The sequence below is a fragment of the Reyranella aquatilis genome, assembly GCF_020880995.1.
Classification (GTDB): Bacteria; Pseudomonadota; Alphaproteobacteria; order Reyranellales; family Reyranellaceae; genus Reyranella; species Reyranella aquatilis.
Map to the genome: position 1 here is coordinate 156,452 of NZ_JAJISD010000001.1, position 20,550 is coordinate 177,001.

General features: G+C 66.1%; 17 protein-coding genes. 16 read left to right on the forward strand and 1 reads right to left on the reverse strand.

Features of this window, described 5'->3' with window-relative positions:
* The first annotated feature begins 7 nt into the window (after positions 1-7).
* Genes LJ725_RS00720 through LJ725_RS00765 form a run of 10 tightly spaced genes read left to right on the forward strand, consistent with a single transcriptional unit; the run spans position 8 to position 9,744 of the window.
* The gene (locus LJ725_RS00720; protein WP_230548700.1) at positions 8-622 is read left to right on the forward strand and encodes an NADH-quinone oxidoreductase subunit J; all 615 of its coding nucleotides are present in this window, start codon (positions 8-10) and stop codon (positions 620-622) included.
* The gene (gene nuoK, locus LJ725_RS00725) at positions 622-930 is read left to right on the forward strand and encodes an NADH-quinone oxidoreductase subunit NuoK (RefSeq protein ID WP_230548701.1); all 309 of its coding nucleotides are present in this window, start codon (positions 622-624) and stop codon (positions 928-930) included. Before LJ725_RS00720 ends, nuoK begins: the two co-directional genes overlap by 1 nt.
* Before the next feature lie 12 nt (positions 931-942).
* Positions 943-2,910, forward strand: coding sequence for an NADH-quinone oxidoreductase subunit L (gene nuoL, locus LJ725_RS00730; RefSeq protein WP_230548702.1), 1,968 nt, complete (start codon positions 943-945; stop codon positions 2,908-2,910).
* A gap of 7 nt (positions 2,911-2,917) precedes the next feature.
* A complete protein-coding gene (locus tag LJ725_RS00735; RefSeq protein ID WP_230548703.1) occupies positions 2,918-4,432 on the forward strand; it encodes an NADH-quinone oxidoreductase subunit M in 1,515 nt (504 codons plus the stop codon).
* 19 nt (positions 4,433-4,451) lie between these two features.
* A complete protein-coding gene (nuoN, locus tag LJ725_RS00740) occupies positions 4,452-5,894 on the forward strand; it encodes an NADH-quinone oxidoreductase subunit NuoN (protein WP_230548704.1) in 1,443 nt (480 codons plus the stop codon).
* A gap of 5 nt (positions 5,895-5,899) precedes the next feature.
* Positions 5,900-6,625, forward strand: a complete 726-nt coding sequence (locus LJ725_RS00745) for a biotin--[acetyl-CoA-carboxylase] ligase (RefSeq protein ID WP_230548705.1) — start codon at positions 5,900-5,902, stop codon at positions 6,623-6,625.
* 12 nt (positions 6,626-6,637) lie between these two features.
* Positions 6,638-7,408, forward strand: a complete 771-nt coding sequence (locus tag LJ725_RS00750) for a type III pantothenate kinase (RefSeq protein ID WP_230548706.1) — start codon at positions 6,638-6,640, stop codon at positions 7,406-7,408.
* Positions 7,405-9,057 (forward strand): ribonuclease J, encoded by a 1,653-nt coding sequence (locus tag LJ725_RS00755; RefSeq protein ID WP_230548707.1) that lies wholly within the window; start codon positions 7,405-7,407, stop codon positions 9,055-9,057. The genes LJ725_RS00750 and LJ725_RS00755 overlap by 4 nt, the downstream gene beginning before the upstream one ends.
* 24 nt (positions 9,058-9,081) lie before the next feature.
* Positions 9,082-9,486, forward strand: a complete 405-nt coding sequence (mce, locus tag LJ725_RS00760; protein WP_230548708.1) for a methylmalonyl-CoA epimerase — start codon at positions 9,082-9,084, stop codon at positions 9,484-9,486.
* 12 nt (positions 9,487-9,498) lie between these two features.
* A complete protein-coding gene (locus LJ725_RS00765) occupies positions 9,499-9,744 on the forward strand; it encodes a DUF1467 family protein (RefSeq protein WP_230548709.1) in 246 nt (81 codons plus the stop codon).
* A gap of 246 nt (positions 9,745-9,990) precedes the next feature.
* Here the strand turns inward: LJ725_RS00765 and LJ725_RS00770 are convergent, their stop codons facing one another.
* Positions 9,991-11,283 carry an NCS2 family permease gene (locus LJ725_RS00770; RefSeq protein ID WP_230548710.1) on the reverse strand — a complete coding sequence of 431 codons (1,293 nt, stop codon included), beginning with the start codon at positions 11,281-11,283 and terminating at the stop codon, positions 9,991-9,993.
* 152 nt (positions 11,284-11,435) lie between these two features.
* Here LJ725_RS00770 and proS point away from each other — a divergent pair, with 152 nt between their 5' ends.
* The 6 genes from proS to LJ725_RS00800 are packed head-to-tail and all read left to right on the forward strand — an operon-like array spanning position 11,436 to position 20,501.
* A complete protein-coding gene (gene proS, locus LJ725_RS00775; protein WP_230548711.1) occupies positions 11,436-12,749 on the forward strand; it encodes a proline--tRNA ligase in 1,314 nt (437 codons plus the stop codon).
* A 19-nt stretch (positions 12,750-12,768) separates the two neighbouring features.
* Entirely contained in the window at positions 12,769-14,079 is a 1,311-nt protein-coding gene (locus tag LJ725_RS00780) for a lipoprotein-releasing ABC transporter permease subunit (RefSeq protein ID WP_230548712.1), read from the forward strand.
* Positions 14,072-15,331 (forward strand): ABC transporter permease, encoded by a 1,260-nt coding sequence (locus tag LJ725_RS00785; protein WP_230548713.1) that lies wholly within the window; start codon positions 14,072-14,074, stop codon positions 15,329-15,331. The genes LJ725_RS00780 and LJ725_RS00785 overlap by 8 nt, the downstream gene beginning before the upstream one ends.
* Entirely contained in the window at positions 15,324-16,007 is a 684-nt protein-coding gene (locus LJ725_RS00790) for an ABC transporter ATP-binding protein (protein ID WP_230548714.1), read from the forward strand. The genes LJ725_RS00785 and LJ725_RS00790 overlap by 8 nt, the downstream gene beginning before the upstream one ends.
* Before the next feature lie 31 nt (positions 16,008-16,038).
* Positions 16,039-19,485, forward strand: a complete 3,447-nt coding sequence (dnaE, locus tag LJ725_RS00795) for a DNA polymerase III subunit alpha (protein WP_230548715.1) — start codon at positions 16,039-16,041, stop codon at positions 19,483-19,485.
* On the forward strand, positions 19,482-20,501 hold the full coding sequence (locus LJ725_RS00800; protein ID WP_230548716.1) for a DUF72 domain-containing protein: 1,020 nt from the start codon (positions 19,482-19,484) through the stop codon (positions 20,499-20,501). Before dnaE ends, LJ725_RS00800 begins: the two co-directional genes overlap by 4 nt.
* Positions 20,502-20,550 lie beyond the last annotated feature (49 nt).

The window sequence follows — 20,550 nt, forward strand, 5'->3', positions numbered from 1 at the left end:
AGAGATCATGATACTCCAGGCTCTGGCCTTCTACGTCTTTGCCGCGATCACGGTGGCCTCCGCCGCCATGGTCGTGACGTCGCGCAATCCCGTCTATTCGGTGCTGTTCCTGATCCTCGCGTTCTTCAACGCGGCGGCCCTGTTCCTGCTGATCGGCGCCGAGTTCATCGCGATGATTCTGGTCATCGTTTATGTCGGCGCCGTGGCGGTGCTCTTCCTCTTCGTGGTCATGATGCTCGACATCAACCTCACGGAGCTGCGCGAGGGCTTCCTGGAATACTTCCCGGTAGGCGCTCTGATCGGTGCGGTCCTGTTCGCCGAGCTCCTGCTGGGCGTGGGCATCATCGGCAGCGGATCGACTACGGTCGCGGCGCTGAACGCGCATGGTCCGCATGTGGCCGCGATCGACAATACCCGCGCCATCGGCCGCGTGCTCTACACGCAGTACTTCTACCTCTTCCAGGTGGCGGGGCTGGTGCTGCTGGTCGCCATGATCGGCGCCATCGTGCTCACCCTGCGCAGCCGGCCGGGCGTCCGCCGCCAGCGTGCCGGAGAGCAGATCAACCGCACGAAGGAGCAGGCCATCTCGGTGGTCAAGGTCCCGACGCGGGGAGGGGTGTGATGACCATCGGACTGGGCCACTACCTGACCGTTGCCGCGGTGCTCTTCACGATGGGCATCCTCGGTATCTTCCTGAATCGCAAGAACGTCATCGTCATCCTGATGTGCGTCGAGTTGATGCTGCTGGCGGTGAACATCAACCTGGTGGCCTTCTCGGTCTTCCAGGGCAACGTCGTCGGCCAGGTCTTCGCCATGCTGGTCCTCACCGTGGCCGCCGCCGAGGCGGCGATCGGGCTGGCGATCCTGGTGGTCTACTTCCGAAACCGCGGGACCATCGCGGTCGAGGACATCAACGCGATGAAGGGCTAGGGCGCACTCATCATGGATCTCGCCATCAAGCTCATCGTCTTCCTGCCGCTGGTCGCGGCGGCGATCGCGGGCCTCTTCTGTCGCGTCATCGGCGCCCGCCCGGCGCAGGTCGTGACCTGCGCGGCCCTGCTGATCGCGGCAGCCCTCTCGGTCTTCGTCTTCGTGAAGATCGGGTTCGGCACCGAAAAGCTGTTCGTCGTGAAGCTGTTCTCCTGGATCGACTCCGGGACGCTCGACATCTCCTGGGCGTTGCGCGTCGACACGCTGACGGCCGTCATGCTGATCGTCGTCACGGGCGTGTCGTCGATGGTCCACATCTATTCCATCGGCTACATGGAAGAGGACCCCAGCATCCCGCGCTTCATGGCGTATCTCAGCCTGTTCACCTTCTTCATGCTGATGCTGGTGACGGCCGACAACCTCGTGCAGTTGTTCTTCGGCTGGGAAGGGGTGGGCCTCGCGTCCTATCTGCTGATCGGCTTCTGGTACGACAAGCCCTCGGCCAACGCCGCGGCGATGAAGGCCTTCATCGTGAACCGCGTCGGCGACTTCGGCTTCGCGCTCGGCATCTTCGCCGTCTGGATGCTGTCGGGCTCGGTCGGCTTCGAGGAGATCTTCGGCAAGGCGCCGCAGATGGCGCAGATGCGCATCCAGTTCCTCGGCATGGACCTGCCGGCGCTCGAGACCGCCTGCCTGCTGCTGTTCGTCGGCGCCATGGGCAAGTCGGCCCAGCTCGGGCTGCACACGTGGCTCCCGGACGCCATGGAAGGTCCGACGCCCGTGTCGGCGCTGATCCATGCCGCCACCATGGTGACCGCCGGCGTCTTCATGGTGTGCCGCCTGTCGCCACTGTTCGAACTGGCCCCGACCGCCTCGATGGTCGTGACCCTGGTCGGCGCCGCGACGGCCTTCTTCGCCGCCACCGTCGGCCTGACGCAGTTCGACATCAAGCGGGTCGTCGCCTACTCGACCTGCAGCCAGCTCGGCTACATGTTCTTCGCCTGCGGCGTGGGCGGCTACTCGGCCGCCATGTTCCACCTCACGACCCACGCCTTCTTCAAGGCGCTGCTGTTCCTTGGTTCGGGCTCGGTCATCCACTGTCTCCACCATGAGCAGGACATGCGGCTGATGGGCGGCGTGCGCGAGAAGGCGCCGCAGACCTTCATCCTGATGTGGGTCGGCACGCTGGCGCTTTCGGGCATCGGCATCCCGTTCATCCTCGGCAACGGCCTGGGATTCGCCGGCTTCTATTCCAAGGACATCATGCTGGAGGCGGCGTTTGGCGTGCACACCACGGTGGGCATGATCGCCTTCTGGCTGGGCGTGATCGCGGCCTTCATGACCGCCTTCTACTCGACGCGCCTGATGTTCATGACCTTCTACGGCAAGTATCGCGGCGATCATCACACCTGGGATCACGCGCACGAATCGCCGATCGTCATGATGATCCCGCTCTACGTGCTGGGCATCGGCGCGGCCTTCTCGGGTCTCGTCGGCTACGACTGGTTCGTCGGGCACGATTGGAAGGCGTTCTGGGGCAATTCGCTCGCCGTGAAGGCGACGGAAGAGGTGCTGCACCACGCGCACGAGGTGCCGCTCTGGGTGAAGTTGCTGCCGCTGGTCCTGGCGCTCTCGGGCATCGCGCTCAGCTACTACTACTATGTGGTTCGTACCGACCTGCCTGACCGCACCATCAAGGCGTTCCCGCGCCTGCACGCGCTGTTCTACAACAAGTGGTACTTCGACGAGCTGTACGACGCGGTGTTCGTGAAGCCTTCGCTGGCGCTGGGCCGGTTCTTCTGGAAGAAGGGCGATGCCGCCACGATCGACGGGCTCGGACCGGACAATGTCGCGGCGCGGGCGCAGGACATGGCGGGCATGCTGATGCGCTTCCAGAGCGGTTATCTCTATCACTACGCGTTCGTGATGCTGGTCGGCGTTGCCGGCCTGGTCACATACTTCATGCTGTCGGCGAGGTAAGGCCCCGATGTCGAGCTGGCCTATCCTTTCCCTGATCACGTTCCTGCCGCTGGTGGGGGCGCTGTTCTGCCTGATCGTCAACGGCCCCAAGGAGGCCGTCGACCGCAACTGCCGCAGCGTTGCGATCGTCACGACGACGGTGACCTTCCTGATCTCGCTGCTGCTCTGGGTGCGCTTCGACCCGACCAAGGCGGGCTTCCAATTCGAGGAGAAGGTCGCCTGGGTCCCGGCACTCAATATCGGCTACCACGCCGGTATCGACGGCATCTCGCTGTTCTTCGTCCTTCTGTCGACGCTGCTGACGCCGATCTGCATCCTGGCAAGCTGGGAATCGATCAAGGTCCGCGTCAAGGAATACATGATCGCGTTCCTCGTGCTCGAGACCTTCATGGTCGGCATGTTCTGCGCGCTCGACCTGGCACTCTTCTACGTGTTCTTCGAAGGCGTCCTGATCCCGATGTTCCTGATCATCGGCGTGTGGGGCGGCAAGCGGCGCGTCTACGCGGCCTTCAAGTTCTTCCTCTACACGCTGCTCGGCTCGGTGCTGATGCTGCTCGCGATCATCGCCGTCTATTGGCAGGTCGGCACGACGGACCTGCCGACGGCGATGGAGAAGCTCAATCTGCCGTTCACCTGGCAGTGCTGGCTGTGGCTGGCATTCTTCGCCTCGTTCGCGGTCAAGGTGCCGATGTGGCCCGTTCACACCTGGCTGCCGGACGCGCACGTCGAGGCGCCGACGGCGGGCTCGGTCATTCTGGCCGGCGTGCTGCTGAAGATGGGCGGCTACGGCTTCCTGCGCTTCTCGATCCCGCTGTTCCCTGAGGCGACTCAGTACTTCGCGCCGCTGGTGTTCGGCCTGTCTATCGTGGCCGTGATCTACACCTCGCTGGTCGCGCTGGTGCAGGAGGACATGAAGAAGCTGATCGCCTATTCGTCGGTCGCCCACATGGGCTTCGTGACGATCGGCGCCTTCGTCATGAACATGCAGGGCGTGCAGGGCTCGATCTTCCAGATGCTGAGCCACGGCATCGTCTCGGCCGCGCTCTTCCTCTGCGTCGGCGTGGTCTACGACCGCATGCACACCCGCGAGATCGCCGCCTATGGCGGCCTCGTGCACCGCATGCCGCGTTACGCCTTCACCTTCCTGTTCTTCACCCTGGCCAGCGTCGGCCTGCCGGGTCTGTCCGGCTTCGTCGGCGAGTTCCTCGTGCTGCTCGGCGCCTTCAAGGTCAATACCTGGGTGGCCTTCCTCGCCTCGACCAGCCTGATCCTGGGCGCGGCCTACGCACTCTGGCTCTACCGCAAGATCGTGTTCGGCGAACTGACGAAGGATTCGCTCAAGGGCATCCTCGACATGAACAAGCGCGAGATCGCGATCTTCCTGCCGCTGATCCTGCTCACGATCTGGATGGGCGTGTATCCCAATTCCTTCCTCGATCCGATGGCGCCGGCCGTGGACAAGCTGGTCGGCGACTATCAGGCGGCCTTGAAGCTCGCCCGTACCGCGGCGCTGGCGCCGTGAGCGGCCGGGAGTGATGAACATGATTGTCGGTCTCGAAAACTGGGCCCTGGCCCGGCCGGAACTCTTCCTCGCGGCGGCCACCGCGCTGCTGCTGATCTACGGCGTGGTGCGCGGCGAGATCGCCACGGCCTTCGTGTCGGTCGCGACCGCGGTCGCTCTGCTGGTGACGGCCGCCCTGCTGTTCCTGCCGTATCGCGAGGGCACGGCCTTCGCCTCGCTGTTCATCGCCGACCGGCTGACCGCCACCATGAAGGCACTGGTGCTGGTGGGCTCCGCCGTGGCCATCCTGATGTCGCGCGCCTATTTCGAACAGGCCAAGGCCTGGCGCTTCGAGTATCCGCTGGTCGTGGCCCTCGCCACGCTCGGCATGATGCTGATGATCTCGGCCAACGACCTCATGGCCCTGTATGTCGGCCTCGAACTGCAGTCGCTGGCGCTCTACGTCATCGCGGCCTTCCAGCGCGACAGCGTCCGCTCGACCGAGGCGGGCGTGAAGTATTTCGTTCTGGGCTCGGTCGCCTCGGGCATGCTGCTGTTCGGCTCGTCGCTGATCTACGGCTTCTGCGGCGGCACGGCCTTTGTGCAGATCTCCGGGGCGCTGGCCGACGGCCGCTCTGCAGAGATCGGGGTGATCATCGGCCTCGTGTTCGTGGTCGCGGGCCTCGCCTTCAAGGTTTCCGCCGTGCCGTTTCACATGTGGACGCCGGACGTCTACGAGGGGGCCCCGACGCCGGTCACGGCGCTGTTCGCCGTCGCCCCGAAGATCGCCGCCATGTCGCTGCTTGTCTCGGTCCTGATGGGGCCGTTCAAGCCGCTGTTCGCGCAGTGGCAGCAGATCATCGTCGTGGCCTCGGTCTTCTCGATGGCGCTCGGCGCCTTCGCGGCGCTCCGTCAGCAGAACATCAAGCGACTGATGGCCTATTCGTCGATCGGCAACGTCGGCTACGTTCTGCTGGGCGTCGCCAGTGGCACGGAGAAGGGCATCCAGGCGGTGGTCTTCTACCTCGCCATCTACATGGTGATGACGCTGGGCGTGTTCGCGACCATCCTGATGATGAAGCGCCGCAACATCATGGTGGAGGAGGTCTCCGACCTGGCCGGCCTGGCGCGCAGCCAGCCGATGATGGCGTTCGGCATGCTGATCTTCATGTTCTCGCTGGCCGGCATCCCGCCGCTCGCGGGCTTCTGGGGCAAGCTCTACATCTTCATGGCCGCGGTCGAGGCCAAGCTGTTCGTGCCGGCGGGGCTGGGCGTGCTCGCCTCGGTGGTCGCCTCCTACTACTACCTGCGCATCGTGAAGGTGATGTACTTCGACGAGCCGGCCGAAGCGATCGATCGGCCGTCCTTCGGGGTCAACCGCGTGGTCGCCCTGGTGGCGGCCTTCCTGATCGCGATCTTCTCGCTGGTTCCCCAGCCCCTCAGCCTGATCGCCGAAGCGGCCGCCAAGGGCCTTTTCCAGTGAACTCGGTGCCCGTCCTACCGGACGGGTGGAGGCTGGTCGCTCTCGAAAGCGTCGGCAGCACCAACGACGAGGCGACCAGGCTCGCCGACGACGGCGCGCCCGAAGGCACGGTCGTGTGGGCGCGCGAGCAGACGGGCGGACGCGGCCGGCGGGGACGCAACTGGGCCTCGCCGGTGGGCAATCTCTACAGCACGACGATCCTGCGGCCGGCCTGTGCCGCGCCGCGCGCCGTCGAACTGGGCTTCGTGGCAGCGCTGGCGGTCGGCGACCTCGTGCCGGCGGGTCGGACGGTGCGCCTGAAATGGCCCAACGACGTGCTGGTGGACGGCGGCAAGGTCGCCGGCATCCTCCTGGAGAGCGCCATCGGCCAGGACGGGCTGGCCGAGCATGTGGTGGCGGGAATAGGCGTGAACGTGAGCTTCGCGCCGCAGCTTCCCGAGATGCGCTATCCCGGTGCGGCGCTGGGCGGTACCGTCGAGGCGGCCCTGGAAGGGCTGACGCGGGCATTGGCGGCACGGATGGCGCAATGGCGCCGCGACGGCTTCGAGGCCGTGCGGGGCGAATGGCTGGCGAAGGCGGGGCCGCTGGGCGCGGAGGTCGACGTCCGGCTGGGCGAAGGGCTGGTGCGTGGCCGGTTCGCGGGCCTGGACCGCGAGGGCGCGCTGCTGCTGGATACCGAGGCCGGCCCGCGCCGGATCGTGTCGGGTGAATTGCTGGGCCGGGCGGCCTGAGGAGAGAACGGGATGCTGCTTGCCATCGACGTCGGCAACACCAACTCGAAGTTCGTCGTGTTCGACAAGGATCGCATCGTCGCCGCGTGGCGGCTGCGCACCGAGTCCAAGCGCACGGCCGACGAGTATGCGGCCTGGGTCACGCAGCTCATGAACCTGCAGGGCTTCGACCCCAAGTCGATCAAGGGCGCGATCCTGGCCAGCGTCGTGCCGGCGGTGAACCCCCACCTGCGCCGCCTTTGCGAGAACTACTTCCACAACAAGCTCCTGATCGTCGGCGAGCCCGACTGCGACCTCGGCATCAAGGTGCTGATCGACCGGCCGGCAGAGGCGGGCGCGGACCGGCTGGTCGGCGTGATCGCCGGTCACACCAAGTACGGTGGGCCGCTGATCACCATCGATTTCGGCAGCGCCACGACCTTCGACCTCGCCGACAAGGACGGCAACTTCATCGGCGGCGTATTCGCCCCGGGCGTCGAGCTGACCATCGAGGCCTTCTACCTCATGACGGCGCGGCTGCCGCGCATCCGGGTCGAGAAGCCGGCCCACGTGATCGGCAAGAACACCGTGGCGAACATGCAGTCGGGTATCTTCTGGGGCTATGTCGGCCTGATTGAGAGCCTGATCCGGCGGATCCGCGACGAGTATGGCGAGCCGATGAAGGTGATCGCCACCGGCGGTCTGGCCAGCGTGTTCAAGGACGAGATCGGGCTGTTCGACTTCATCGAGCCGGACCTGATGTCGCTCGGCCTGCTGGAGATCTGGCGGCGCAACCGCGGATGACCGTCCCGTCGAACGACGAGCTGCTGTTCCTCGCCCTGGGCGGGGCCGGCGAGATCGGCATGAACCTCAATCTCTACGGCACGGCCGGCAAATGGCTGATGGTCGATCTCGGCATCGGCTTCGCCGACGGCACAATGGCTGGCGTCGAAGTGGTGATGCCGGATCCCGAGTTCATCGTCGAGCGCCGAAAGGATCTCGTGGGCATCGTCCTGACCCACGCCCATGAGGACCATCTCGGCGCTGTCGCCGACCTGTGGCCGCGACTCAAGGCGCCGGTCTATGCGACACCCTTCGCGGCCTCGGTGCTGAAGCGCAAGCTGATCGACGCCGGGCTGCGCGACCAGGTGCCGGTCACGGAAATCCCGCTCGGCGGCAAGTTCGATCTCAGGCCGTTCGAGCTCGAGATGATCACCATGACGCATTCGATCCTCGAGCCGAACGCGCTGGCGATCCGCACCAAGTTCGGCACGGTCTTCCACACCGGCGACTGGAAGATCGATCCCGAGCCGCTCTTGGGCGACCTCACCGACGAAGCCATGCTGAAACGCATCGGCGACGAGGGGGCGCTTGCGATGGTGTGCGACAGCACCAACGTCTTCGTCGAGGGCGAGGCGGGCTCCGAGGCCCGCGTGCGGACGAACCTCGAAAAGCTGGTCCGGGGGCACAAGGGCAGGGTGGCTGTGACCTGCTTTGCCTCCAACCTGGCGCGAGTGGAGAGCATCGCCCTCGCGGCGGTCGCGGCCGGACGTCATCCGGTCCTGTCGGGCCGGGCACTGAACCGCATGCTCGAAGCCGCCCAGGAATGCGGGTACTTGCTCGACTTCCCCGAGTGCGTTTCCGAGCAGCAGGCGGGCTACCTGCCGCGCGACAAGGTCCTGTTCATCTGTACCGGCAGCCAGGGGGAGCCGCGCGCGTCGATGTCCAAGCTCGCCGGCGGCGAGCACCGGGACCTCGTCCTGGAAGCGGGCGACACGGCGATCTTCTCGTCGCGCGTCATCCCGGGAAACGAACATTCGGTCGGGCGGCTCCAGAACGCCCTGATGGCCCGCGGCGTGAAGGTGATCACCGATCGCGAGGCCGACATTCATGTGTCGGGCCATCCGGCGCGGGATGAACTGGTCCGCGTCTATCAGTGGGTCCGGCCGAAGATCGCGCTGCCGGTCCATGGCGAGGTCCGGCACATGATGGAGCATGCCGAACTCGCCCGCGCCTGCCAGGTGCCGGAGACGATCGTGGCCCCCAACGGGACCCTGGTGCGGCTGGCGCCCGGACCGGCCGAGATCATCGACCATGTCTTTTCCGGCCGGCTGGCGCGGGATGGCGACGGGCTGATCCCGCTCGACGGCGAATCGCTGCGCGAGCGCCGCAAGCTCCTGTGGAACGGCGCCGCTGCAGCCACGCTGGTGGTCGACCGGAAGGGCAAGCCCCTGGCGCCGCCCAAGGTCTCGCTGCGGGGCATCGACGACAAGGACGGCGAGTTGGAAGAGGCCATCGTCGAGGCGCTTGACGGCATGCTGGCCGGTCTCAGGGCCTCTGAACGCTCGGACGACGGGCGCATCGAGGAGGCGGCGCGGCAGGCCGTGCGGCGCGTCGTGCGGGCGCACCTCGGCAAGAAGCCGTTGACGGACGTGCACATCGTCCGCATCTAAGGCGCGCAGCCGCTGGAGAAGACGATGATCGGACGCCTCAACCACATCGCGATCGCCGTTCCGGACCTTGCCAAGGCCTCGGAACTGTACCGCTCCGTCATGGGAGCCAAGGTGAGTGCGCCCAAAGAGCAGCCCGCCCACGGCGTGACGGTCGTGTTCGTGGAACTGCCCAACACCAAGATCGAGCTGCTGCATCCGCTCGGCGAGAAGTCGCCGATTGCCAATTTCCTCGCGCGCAATGCCGACGGCGGCATCCATCACGTCTGCTACGAGGTCGAGGACATCTACGCCGCGCGCGACAAACTGAAATCGCAGGGTGCGCGCGTATTAGGCGACGGCGAGCCCAAGATCGGCGCGCACGACAAGCCCGTTCTCTTCCTGCATCCCAAGGACTTCACCGGTACCCTGATCGAACTCGAACAGGTCTGAGGGAGCCGCGCCATGGGCTTGGCCACAGGCGTCATGGTCTACTTCGTGATCTGGTGGACGATCCTGTTCTGCGTCCTGCCACTGGGCGTCCGCAAGGCCGCGAATCCCGGGAAGGGCGAGGAGAGAGGCGCTCCCGAGCGCCCGGAACTGCTGCGAAAGGCGGTCATAACGACGATCGTCGCGGGTGTGCTGTGGCTGGCCTTCTACGGCCTCCACCAGGCCGACGTGTTCAGCTTCCGGCGACTCGAGGGCTCCTGACACCCGGCCTGCGCCAAAAGGAAAACGGCGGATCATCGATCCGCCGTCCCTTTAACCCCCGAAACTCGTCGTAGGCGGCTTGAGCCGCTCTCCTCCCTAAACCCGGACAGTGCCCAAGGCTGAGGCTGTTTAGCGTGCCGCCAGCCGGTTGCCAAGACCTTTTCTTTCGATTGGTGGGGGTCGGGCAGAAGATTCTTTTTGCGAAGGTCGTTCGCGGACAAACAAATGTCCGCACCGTTTCGCTGATCATCCGATGACCATGTATTTGATCACGAACAGGACAGCGAGAATTGCTACGGCGGGATGTACATCTCGATATCGGCCTGCGGCAATCTTGATTCCGGCGTACGAGATGAAGCCGAAGGCGATGCCGTCGGCGATCGAAAAGGTGAAGGGCATCGTGATGGCCGTGATCACCGCCGGCGCCGCTTCGGTGATGTCGTTCCACTCGACCTCGGTGAGACCGCGCGCCATCAGGCAGGCGACGTACAGCAAGGCGGGCGCGGTTGCGTAGGCGGGGATAGATCCGGCCAGCGGCGACAGGAACAGCGCGCCGAGAAACAGCACGCCGACGGCGAACGCCGTCAGCCCCGTGCGCCCCCCCGCATTGATGCCCGACGCGCTCTCGATGTAACTCGTCGTCGTGGATGTGCCGACGGCCGCGCCGATCATGGCCGCGGCGCTGTCCGAGATCAGCGCGCCGCGCAGCCGCGGGACGGTGCCGTCGGGCCGCATGAAGCCGCCGCGATGGGCCAGCGCGATCAGCGTGCCCGTGTTGTCGAAGAGATCGACGAACAGGAAGGCGAAGACCACCGTAACGAGGCCGACCTGCAGGGCACCCGCGAGATCCATCTGAAGGAAGACCGGCGCGATGGACGGCGGCGCCGAGAAGATCCCGGCAAACTTCTGCTGTCCCGCCAGGATGGAAATGACGGTGACGATCAAGATGCCGATGATCACGCCGCCCATGACGCGGCGATACTCCAGCGCGACGATGATGGCGAAGCCCAGCACGGCCATCACCACCGGCCAGCTCGTCATCTTGCCGTGCGCCACCAGCGTAGCGGGATTTCCGACCACGATCCCTGCATTCTTCATCGCGATGAGGGCAAGGAACAGTCCGATGCCGGCGGCGATCGCCATCTTCAGCGACTTGGGAATTGCATTGACGATCCATTCGCGGATCGGAAGCACGCTGATGATCAGGAAGATGATGCCGGAAATGAACACGCAGCCCAGCGCGACCTGCCAGCTGTGTCCCATGCCGCCGACCACGCCGAAGGCAAAGTAGGCGTTGAGCCCCATGCCCGGTGCCAGCGCGATCGGGTAGTTGGCGAGGAAGGCCATAAGGAAGCAGCCGACCGCCGCCGCGACGCAGGTCGCGGCGAACACCGCCCCGAACGGCATCTTGGCCTCGGCCAGGATCGAGGGATTGACGAAGATGATGTAGGCCATCGTCAGGAACGTCGTCAGGCCGGCCACCAGTTCGGTCCGGACGTTCGTTTCGTTGGCTTTCAGCTTGAAGAGTTGTTCGAGCATCGCGGTCCCCCTGTTGTCGCGCCCGGCATGCGGACAAGTGTGCGGGCATCGACTTGTGAAAAGCCAGCCGAACCGGCGCCGGTTTGCGTTTGGCCGGCCCGTTCCCTACAGTCCGCCGCCACCCCGAGACCCGGACCGAGGATCGATTCCGCATGCGCATGAGCCAGTACTTTCTGCCGACGATGAAGGAGACTCCGTCGGAAGCGCAGATCGTTTCGCACCGGCTGATGCTGCGCGCCGGCCTCGTTCGCCAGACCAGCGCCGGCATCTATGCCTGGCTGCCGCTCGGCCTTCGCGTCCTGCGCAACATCGAGCGGGTCGTACGGGAGGAGCAGGACGCAGCCGGCGCCCAGGAAGTGCTGATGCCGACCATCCAGTCGGCCGACCTGTGGCGCGAGAGCGGCCGCTACGACGCCTACGGGCCCGAGATGCTTCGCATCAAGGACCGGCATGACCGTGAGATGCTCTACGGGCCGACCAACGAGGAGATGATCACCGTGCTCTTCCGCGAGGGCGTGAAGAGCTATCGCGACCTGCCGAAGAACCTCTATCACATCCAGTGGAAGTTCCGGGACGAGGTCCGCCCGCGCTTCGGCGTGATGCGCGGGCGCGAGTTCCTGATGAAGGACAACTACTCGTTCGACATCGACAAGGCCGGCGCCATCCATTCCTACAACCGGATGTTCGTGGCGTACCTGCGCACCTTCGCCCGCATGGGGCTGAAGGCGATTCCGATGCGCGCGGACACCGGGCCGATCGGCGGCGACCTCAGCCACGAGTTCATCATCCTGGCCGAGACCGGCGAGAGCGCCGTGTTCTGCCACAAGGGCCTGGTCGACAAGGACATCCTCAGCCGCAAGATCGACTATTCGGCGGACCTGCAGGGCATCGTGAACGAGTGGACGTCGCTCTACGCCGCGACCGACGAGATGCACGACGCCAAGGCCTTCGAGGCACTGCCCGAGGGCGAGCGACTGGCGGCGCGCGGCATCGAGGTCGGCCACATCTTCTATTTCGGCACCAAGTACTCCAAGCCGATGAACGCGGTGGTCGCCGGCCCGGGCGGTGAGCAGATCACGGTCGAGATGGGCTCCTACGGCATCGGAGTCTCGCGCCTGGTCGGCGGCATCATCGAAGCGAGCCACGACGACGCCGGAATCGTCTGGCCCGACGAGGTGGCGCCCTTCAAGGTGGCGATCGTCAACCTGAAGCCGGACGACGGTGCCGTCGGCGGGGCCTGCCAGAAGCTCTACGAGGCGCTCGGCGCCAAGGGCGTTTCGGTGCTGCACGACGATCGCGACATGCGTCCGGGCGGCAAGTTCGCCGACATGGACCTGATCGGCATTCCCTGGCAGGTCATCGTCGGCCCCAAGGGCCTGGCCTCGGGCAAGGTCGAGGTCAAGAACCGCAGGACCGGCGCCCGCGAGGAAATGGCACCCGAGCAGGTTCTCGCGCGGTTCGGCTGAACGGGGAGCAGGCTCTCACATGGGCTCCGCCGTCGAGCGCCTGATCGCCTTCCGCTATCTGCGGGCGCGCCGCGACGAGGGGTTCATCTCTGTCATCGCCGGCTTTTCGCTGATCGGCATCACGCTGGGCGTGGGGACGCTGATCGTCGTCATGTCGGTGATGAACGGCTTCCGGGTCGAGATGCTGGCCCAGATGTCGAGCATCAGCGGGCAGCTGGGGGTCCAGTCCAACCGCGGCGCCCTCGAGCCGACGCCCGATCTCCTGACGCGCATGGCGGCGGTACCGGGCGTCGCATCGGCCACGCCGACGGCCGAGGGCAACCTCATGGCGGTTGCGGGCGATCGCGTGCGCGGAGTCGTGCTGCGCGGGATGCGTCCCGATGATCTGCGCAATCGCGCGCCGCTCGCATCGGCGATCGAGGGCACGCCCGAAAGCCGCGAGCGCTACCGGGCACTGTGCAAGGTGGAGGGCGACAAGCCGATCGACTGGGGAACCCTCAAGGGCTTCGGCGACGACTTCTCGGTGGTGATCGGCCGGCGTCTCGCCGAACTGATGAATCTCAAAGTCGGTGACCGTCTGCAGCTCGTGTCGCCCGTCTCCGTGGCTACCCCGCTCGGCGTCATGCCGCGTTCCGCTGCGGTGAAGGTCGCGGCGATTTTCTGCACGGGCATGTACGACTACGATTCCAACTTCATCTATGCGCCGCTGCAGGATGCGCAGCACATGCTGAATCTCGGCCCCAACGTCACCGGCATCGAGGTATTCGTCGCCGGCAAGGGCTCGACCGACGCGACGCGCCGGCTGCTTATGCAGGCGGTGGGATCGGAAGGCTGGGTCTTCGACTGGTTCCAGGCCAATGCCGGCTTCTTCTCGGCAGTCGTCGCCCAGACCAACATGATCTTCCTGGTGCTGACGATGATCGTCATCGTGGCGGCCTTCAACATCGTGTCCAGCCTGGTCATGCTGGTCCGCACCAAGACCGCCGACATCGCCATCCTGCGCACCATGGGCGCCAGCCGCGCCGCGATCATGCGGATCTTTCTGCTGGACGGGTTGGCGATCGGCGGCGCCGGCACCGTCCTTGGGGTTGTGCTCGGACTTGCCTTCGCCCGCAACATCGAGGCGATCCGGCAGTGGCTTCAACGGACCTTCGATATCGTGCTGTTCGACCAGACGCTCTACCTGCTGGCCGAATTGCCGTCGCAGATCGAATGGAGCGAGGTCGCGGGCATCGCGGCCATGGCGCTGGTTTTCGCTCTTCTGGCCTCGCTGTATCCCGCGGCGCGCGCGGCGCGCCTCGATCCGGTCGAGGGGCTGCGCCGTGAGTGAACGGGCGCCCACCGTCGAGCGCTGGCTCGCCTGGCGCTACCTCGCCACGCGCCAGCGCGAGGGATTCGTGTCCTTCATCGCCATGTTCTCGCTGATCGGGGTGGCACTGGGCGTGGGAACGCTCATCGCCGTTCTTTCGGTGATGGGCGGCTTCCGCGAGCAGCTGCTGGGCCGGATCATCGGCATGAACGGCCATGTTATCGTCGCGGCACGGGGCGGTCTCCTGCAGGCCACTCCTGAACTGCTCGCCAGGCTCAAGCAGGTTCCCGGGGTCGAAGCAGTGCGACTCACCCTGGAACGGCAGGCACTGGTCACGGGACATGGCCAGACCCGCGGGGCGCAGCTTCGCGGCGTGCGGCGCGCGGATCTCCTTGATCGCGAGATCGTCGTCCGCAACATCATCTTCGGCGACCTCGCGGAGTTCGGGCCCAAGCCCGGCCTGGTGATCGGCGAACGGCTGCGCCAGCAGATGCAGGTTCGCGTGGGCGAGCCGCTCACCGTGGTGACCCACCAGTTGAACGAGAGCGGCACGATTGCGCCGCGCTACACCGACTACGACATCCTCGCGAGCTTCCTGACCCGGCGTTACGAGTTCGACAGCACCCTGGTCTTCGTCCCGCTGGAGGTGCTGCAGGAGAACCTCGAGTACGCCAAGGACACGGTGAGCTCGATCGACCTGTTCCTGAAGGATCCCCAGGCCGCCCCGCGGGTGGCGCAGGAACTGCGTCAGTCGCTCGGGCGGGAGGATCTCCGCGTCTCGCACTGGCTCGGCCTCAACGCCCGGTTCGTCGGGGCGCTGCAGGTCGAACGCGTGATGATGTTCATCATCCTGACCCTGATCGTGGTGGTCGCCGCCATGAACGTGGTGGCGAGCTTCACAATGCTGGTTCGCGTGAAGCGCGGCAGCATCGCCATCCTCCGCACCATGGGAGCTGGGCCGGGTACGATCGTTCGCGCGTTTTTCATGGCCGCCGCCGCGGTCGGCGTCGTCGGCACGGCGATCGGGGCCGCGCTCGGTCTGCTGCTCTGCGCCAACATGCCGGCGATCGGTCGCGCGCTGGCCAGCGTCACGGGGGGCTCCGGCACCGCCGGTGCCGAGGTCGATTTCATCACCTCCATGCCGGTGCGCGTCGACCCGACCGAGGTGGCCTTCATCATCGCCGTCGCGATCGTGCTCTCGCTCGTCGCCGCGGCCTATCCGGCGTGGCGCGCCACCCGGGTCGAACCGGTCGAAGGATTGCGACATGAGTGACACGACCAAGCCGCTCTCGCTGCAGGGCATCCGCCGCACCTTCGTCCAGGGCGACCGCCGCCTCGACGTGCTGCGCGGCGTCTCGGTCGACCTGCATCCCGGCGAGATCGTGGCCATGGTCGGCCAGTCGGGCAGCGGCAAGTCGACCCTGCTGCACATTGCCGGCCTGCTCGAACGGCCCGACGAGGGCGAGGTCGTGGTCGACGGCAAGGCAACCGTCCGGATGGCCGACCGGGACCGCACCGGCCTGCGCCGGCAGTTCCTGGGCTTCGTCTACCAGTATCATCACCTGCTGCCGGAATTCTCGGCGGTCGAGAACGTGATGCTGCCGCAGATGCTGAACGGCGTCTCGCGCGCGGCAGCCCGCAAGCGTGCCACCGAGCTCCTGGGGCTGGTGCGGCTGGGCGACCGGCTGGACCATCGCCCGGGCCGTCTGTCGGGCGGCGAACAGCAGCGGGTGGCGATCGCCCGCGCGGTCGCCAACGCCCCGCGCGTGCTGCTGGCCGACGAACCGACCGGCAACCTCGATTCCGCGACGGCCGAGGCGGTCTTCCAGCAATTGCTGGCGCTGGTTCGCGAAACCGGCATGGCGGCGCTCGTGGCGACCCACAATCCGGAGCTGGCGGCCCGCATGGATCGCACCGTGCATCTCAAGGATGGCGTGCTGGATGCCTGACAGTCCACAGGCCGCGGCGCGATGATGGCCCGTGGCCATCGCTGATTTCATCCATCTGAAGGTTCGTTCCGCCTACTCGCTCACCGAGGGGGCGAACAAGGTCGACAAGGTCGTCTCGCTCGCCAAGGGCGAGGCGATGCCGGCGGTTGCCGTCACCGATCGCAACAACCTCTTCGGCGCGCTGGAATTCTCGCAGTACGCCTCGAAGGCCGGCATACAGCCGATCGTCGGCTGCGATCTCGGTATCCGGCGCGAGGAGGAGGGCGGCGTTGCCACGACGAACAAGCTGCCGACTGTCGATTGGCTGACCCTGCTGGTCCAGAGCGAGGAGGGCTACGTCAACCTGATGCGGCTGGTGAGCCGGGCCCATCTCGAATTCAAGATGGGATCTGTCGCCGCTCTGCCGATGTCGGAGCTGGAAGGCTCGACCGCGGGGCTGATCGCGCTGACCGGTAGCGCGGGCAGCGCCGTCGGGCGGCTGCTGGCGGCGGGCCAGACGCCGGCGGCGGCGCACATGCTCGACCGGCTGCAACGGTTGTTCGACGGCAGGCTCTACCTGGAACTGCAGCGTCACGGCGAGGACGCCGAGCGCCGCATCGAGGCGCCGCTCATCGATCTCGCCTACGAGCGCAACCTGCCGCTGGTCGCAACCAACGACGCGCACTTCCCGAAAAAATCGATGTACGAGGCGCACGACGTGCTGCTCTGCATCGAGCAGGGCGCGCATATCGACGATCCCAACCGGCGTCGCCTGACGCCCGAACACTATTTCAAGTCGGCCGCCGAGATGCGCGCCCTGTTCGCCGACATTCCCGAGGCCTGCGACAACACCCTGGTGATAGCCCAGCGCTGCGCCTACATGCCCGCGCCGCGCAAGCCGATCCTGCCGCGCTATACGAAGCTCGAGGGCCGCACCGAAGGCGAGGCGCTGCGCGACCTGGCCAAGACCGGTCTCGATGAGCTGCAGAAGCTCGGGCGCCTGGCCGACGGGATCGGCATCGACAAGTATGAAGCCCGGCTGACCTACGAGCTCGACATGATCGAGAAGATGGGGTTCGCGGGCTACTTCCTGATCGTGGCCGACTTTATCCAGTGGGCCAAGGACAACGACGTGCCGGTCGGTCCCGGCCGCGGTTCGGGTGCGGGCTCGCTGGTCGCCTGGTCGCTCAAGATCACCGACCTTGACCCGCTGCGCTGGGGCCTGCTGTTCGAGCGCTTCCTCAACCCCGAACGCGTGTCGATGCCCGACTTCGACATCGACTTCTGCCAGGACAAGCGCGACCGCGTCATCCGCTACGTGCGCGACGAGTACGGCCACGACCGGGTCGCCGCGATCATCACCTTCGGCAAGCTGCAGGCCCGCGCGGTGCTGCGCGACGTCGGCCGCGTGCTGGGCATGCCTTACGGGCAGGTCGACAGGATCTGCAAGCTGGTGCCGAACAACCCGGCCAATCCGGTGACGCTGGCGAAGGCGCTGGAGACCGAGGAGCTGCTGAAGGAACAGTACAACGCGGACGAGGAGATCAAGCGACTGATCGATCTCGCGCTGCAGCTCGAGGGGCTGTTCCGCAACGCCTCGACCCATGCTGCCGGCGTGGTGATCGGAGACCGGCCGCTCGACCAGCTGGTGCCGCTGTTCCGGGATACCGACAGCAAGGAATCGCTTCCTGCAACCCAGTTCAATATGAAATGGGTCGAGCCGGCGGGCTTGGTGAAGTTCGACTTCCTCGGCCTGAAGACTCTGACGGTGATCGAGAAGGCTTGCGACTTCATCGGCCAAGACCGCATCGATATCGCGAAACTGCCGCTCGACGACAGAAAGACCTTCGAGCTGCTCGCCCGGGGCGACGGATCGGGGGTGTTCCAGCTCGAAGGCAACGGCATGCGCGATGTGCTGCGCAAGATGAAGCCCGACCGCTTCGAGGACATCATTGCCGTGGTGGCGCTCTACCGCCCCGGCCCGATGGAGAACATCCCGAGCTACATCAAGCGCAAGCATGGCGAGGAGGAGCCGGATTACCTGCATCCGTTGCTGGAAGGGATCCTGAAGGAAACCTACGGCATCATGATCTACCAGGAGCAGGTCATGCAGATCGCGCAGGTGCTGAGCGGCTACTCGCTGGGCGGCGCTGACCTGCTGCGTCGCGCCATGGGCAAGAAGATCCAGGCGGAGATGGACGCCCAGCGGGCGCTCTTCGTCGAGGGCGCCGAGAAGAACAACGTGAAGGCGGACAAGGCCTCGTCGATCTTCGATCAGGTCAACAAGTTCGCGGGTTACGGCTTCAACAAGTCCCACGCCGCAGCTTACGCGCTGGTCTGCTACCAGACCGCCTATCTCAAGGCCAACCATCCGGTCGAGTTCTTCGCCGCCACGATGACCCTCGACATGGGCAACGTGGAAAAGCTCAACGGCTATCGCCGCGACCTCGACAAGATCAATGTCGAGTTGCTGCCGCCCGACGTGAACAAGTCCACGGCCGAGTTCACCGTCGAGCAGACCGCGGACGGCAAGAAGGCGATCCGGTATGCGCTGGCGGCCATCAAGGGCGTCGGCAAGGAGGCGATGACGCGCCTCACCGAGGAGCGAGAGGCCAACGGCCCCTTCAAGGACCTGTTCGACTTCGCCGAACGGCTCGACCAGCGCGTGCTGAACAAGCGGCTGCTGGAGAGCCTCGTGAAGGCAGGCGCCTTCGACACGCTGAACAAGAACCGGGCGCAGACCTTTGCCGCCGTGGAGGCGCTGACGCGGCATTCGCAGGCGACGCACGAGTCGCGCGGCAGCAACCAGAACAACCTGTTCGGCGACGACACCGCCCAGCGCCGTCCGCAATTGCCCAAGGTGCCGGACTGGGCGCCGATGGAGCGGCTGCAGAATGAGTTTGCCGCCATCGGTTTCTACCTCTCGTCGCACCCGCTGGCGTCCTACGAGCGCAGCCTGCAGCGGCTGGGCGTCTGCCGGGCAGCCGACCTTCCGGCGCTGCTGGCCCGGGGCACGCCCGGGCGCATCAAGCTGGCCGGCACCGTCATCGACCGCATGGAGCGCACCTCGGCGAAGGGCAATCGCTTCGCCTTCCTGCAATGCTCCGACCAGTCCGGCGCGTTCGAATGCGTCATGTTCAGCGAGCTGCTGAGTTCCAAGCGCAATCTCCTCGAAGCGGGGCAGGCGATTCTGATCTCGGTCGACGGCCGGCTCGATGGCGAACAGGTGAAGCTCACCGCTCAGTCGGTCGAGAAGCTCGAGGATGCGGTCGCCAATTCGGCGGCCGGCCTGCGCATCGTGATCACCGATCCCGTGGCGCTCGAGGCCCTGCGCAAGGCGCTCGAGGGGAAGCGCGGCCGCGGGCGGGTCACGCTGGTCGTGCCGATGAACGAGGAGACCGATGCCGAGGTCACCTTGCCCGGCACCTATTCGATCGCAGGCGGCCTGCGCGACACGATCGGCAGCCTGCCGGGCGTCTCGCAGGTGGAGGAGATTTGAGCCGGCAGCCCGGCCTTTTCGAAACCGAGACCGCCGCACCGCCCAAGCGCCGGGCGGCGGGAGCCGGAGACGTCCGGACCGCCCGGGACTCGCCGCTCCTGGAGGCGCCTCCGCTGCCGGTCGACATCCGGCTGGGCACGTCGTCGTGGTTCTTTCCGGGATGGCGCGGCCTCGTCTACGACGCGGTCCATCCGCAGGTGACGCTCAGCCGCAAGGGACTCGCGGCTTACGCCGAGATCCCGCTACTGCGGACAGTGAGCCTCGACCGCACCTTCTATACGCCGATCTCGACCGCCGACTACGCCCGGTACGCGAGTCAGGTCCCGGAACATTTCAGCTTCGTCGTGAAGGCGCCGGCGCTCGTCTGCGATGCGGTGATGCGTGACGAGGAGGGGCGGGGGAAAGTGCCCAACCCGTATTTCCTCGATGCCGCCGTGGCGACCCGCGAGTTCGTCGTGCCGTGTCTCGAGGGACTGAAGGCCAAGGCCGGCCCGCTCGTGTTCCAGGTCTCGCCGCTGCCGCGCAGTCTGGTGGAAGATGCCACGTTGCTGGTCGAGCGGCTGGAGGCGTTTTTCGCCGCTCTCCCGCAGGTGCTGGGCGGCCTCCAGCCTCTTTACGCACTGGAACTGCGAAATCCGGAACTGCTGACGCCCCGCCTGATGCGGATGCTGGCCCGTGCCGGAGTGCGATATTGCGTTGGCCTGCACGACCGGATGCCGGAGATCGAGCGACAGGAGACCGCCCTCCGGGCCCTGGACGGGGACCAGCCCGGGCCGCTGGTAGTCAGGTGGAACCTGCATCGCGGGTTCCTGTACCAGGCCGCCAAGCAGCGCTACGAGCCGTTCGACCGGCTGGTCGATGAGGATGCCGAGACTCGCCGGGTCCTCGCGAGGATGGCCGCGGCCGCCCACAAGGCCGGCAGGAAGGTGTGGATCACGGCCAACAACAAGGCCGAGGGGAGCGCACCGCTCTCGATCCTCAAGCTGGCCCGGGAAATTGACAATCTGCTCGGCTAAGCCATTGATTTCGTTGGCGCTTGCAATTTCGGGCCCAACCCACTAGAAA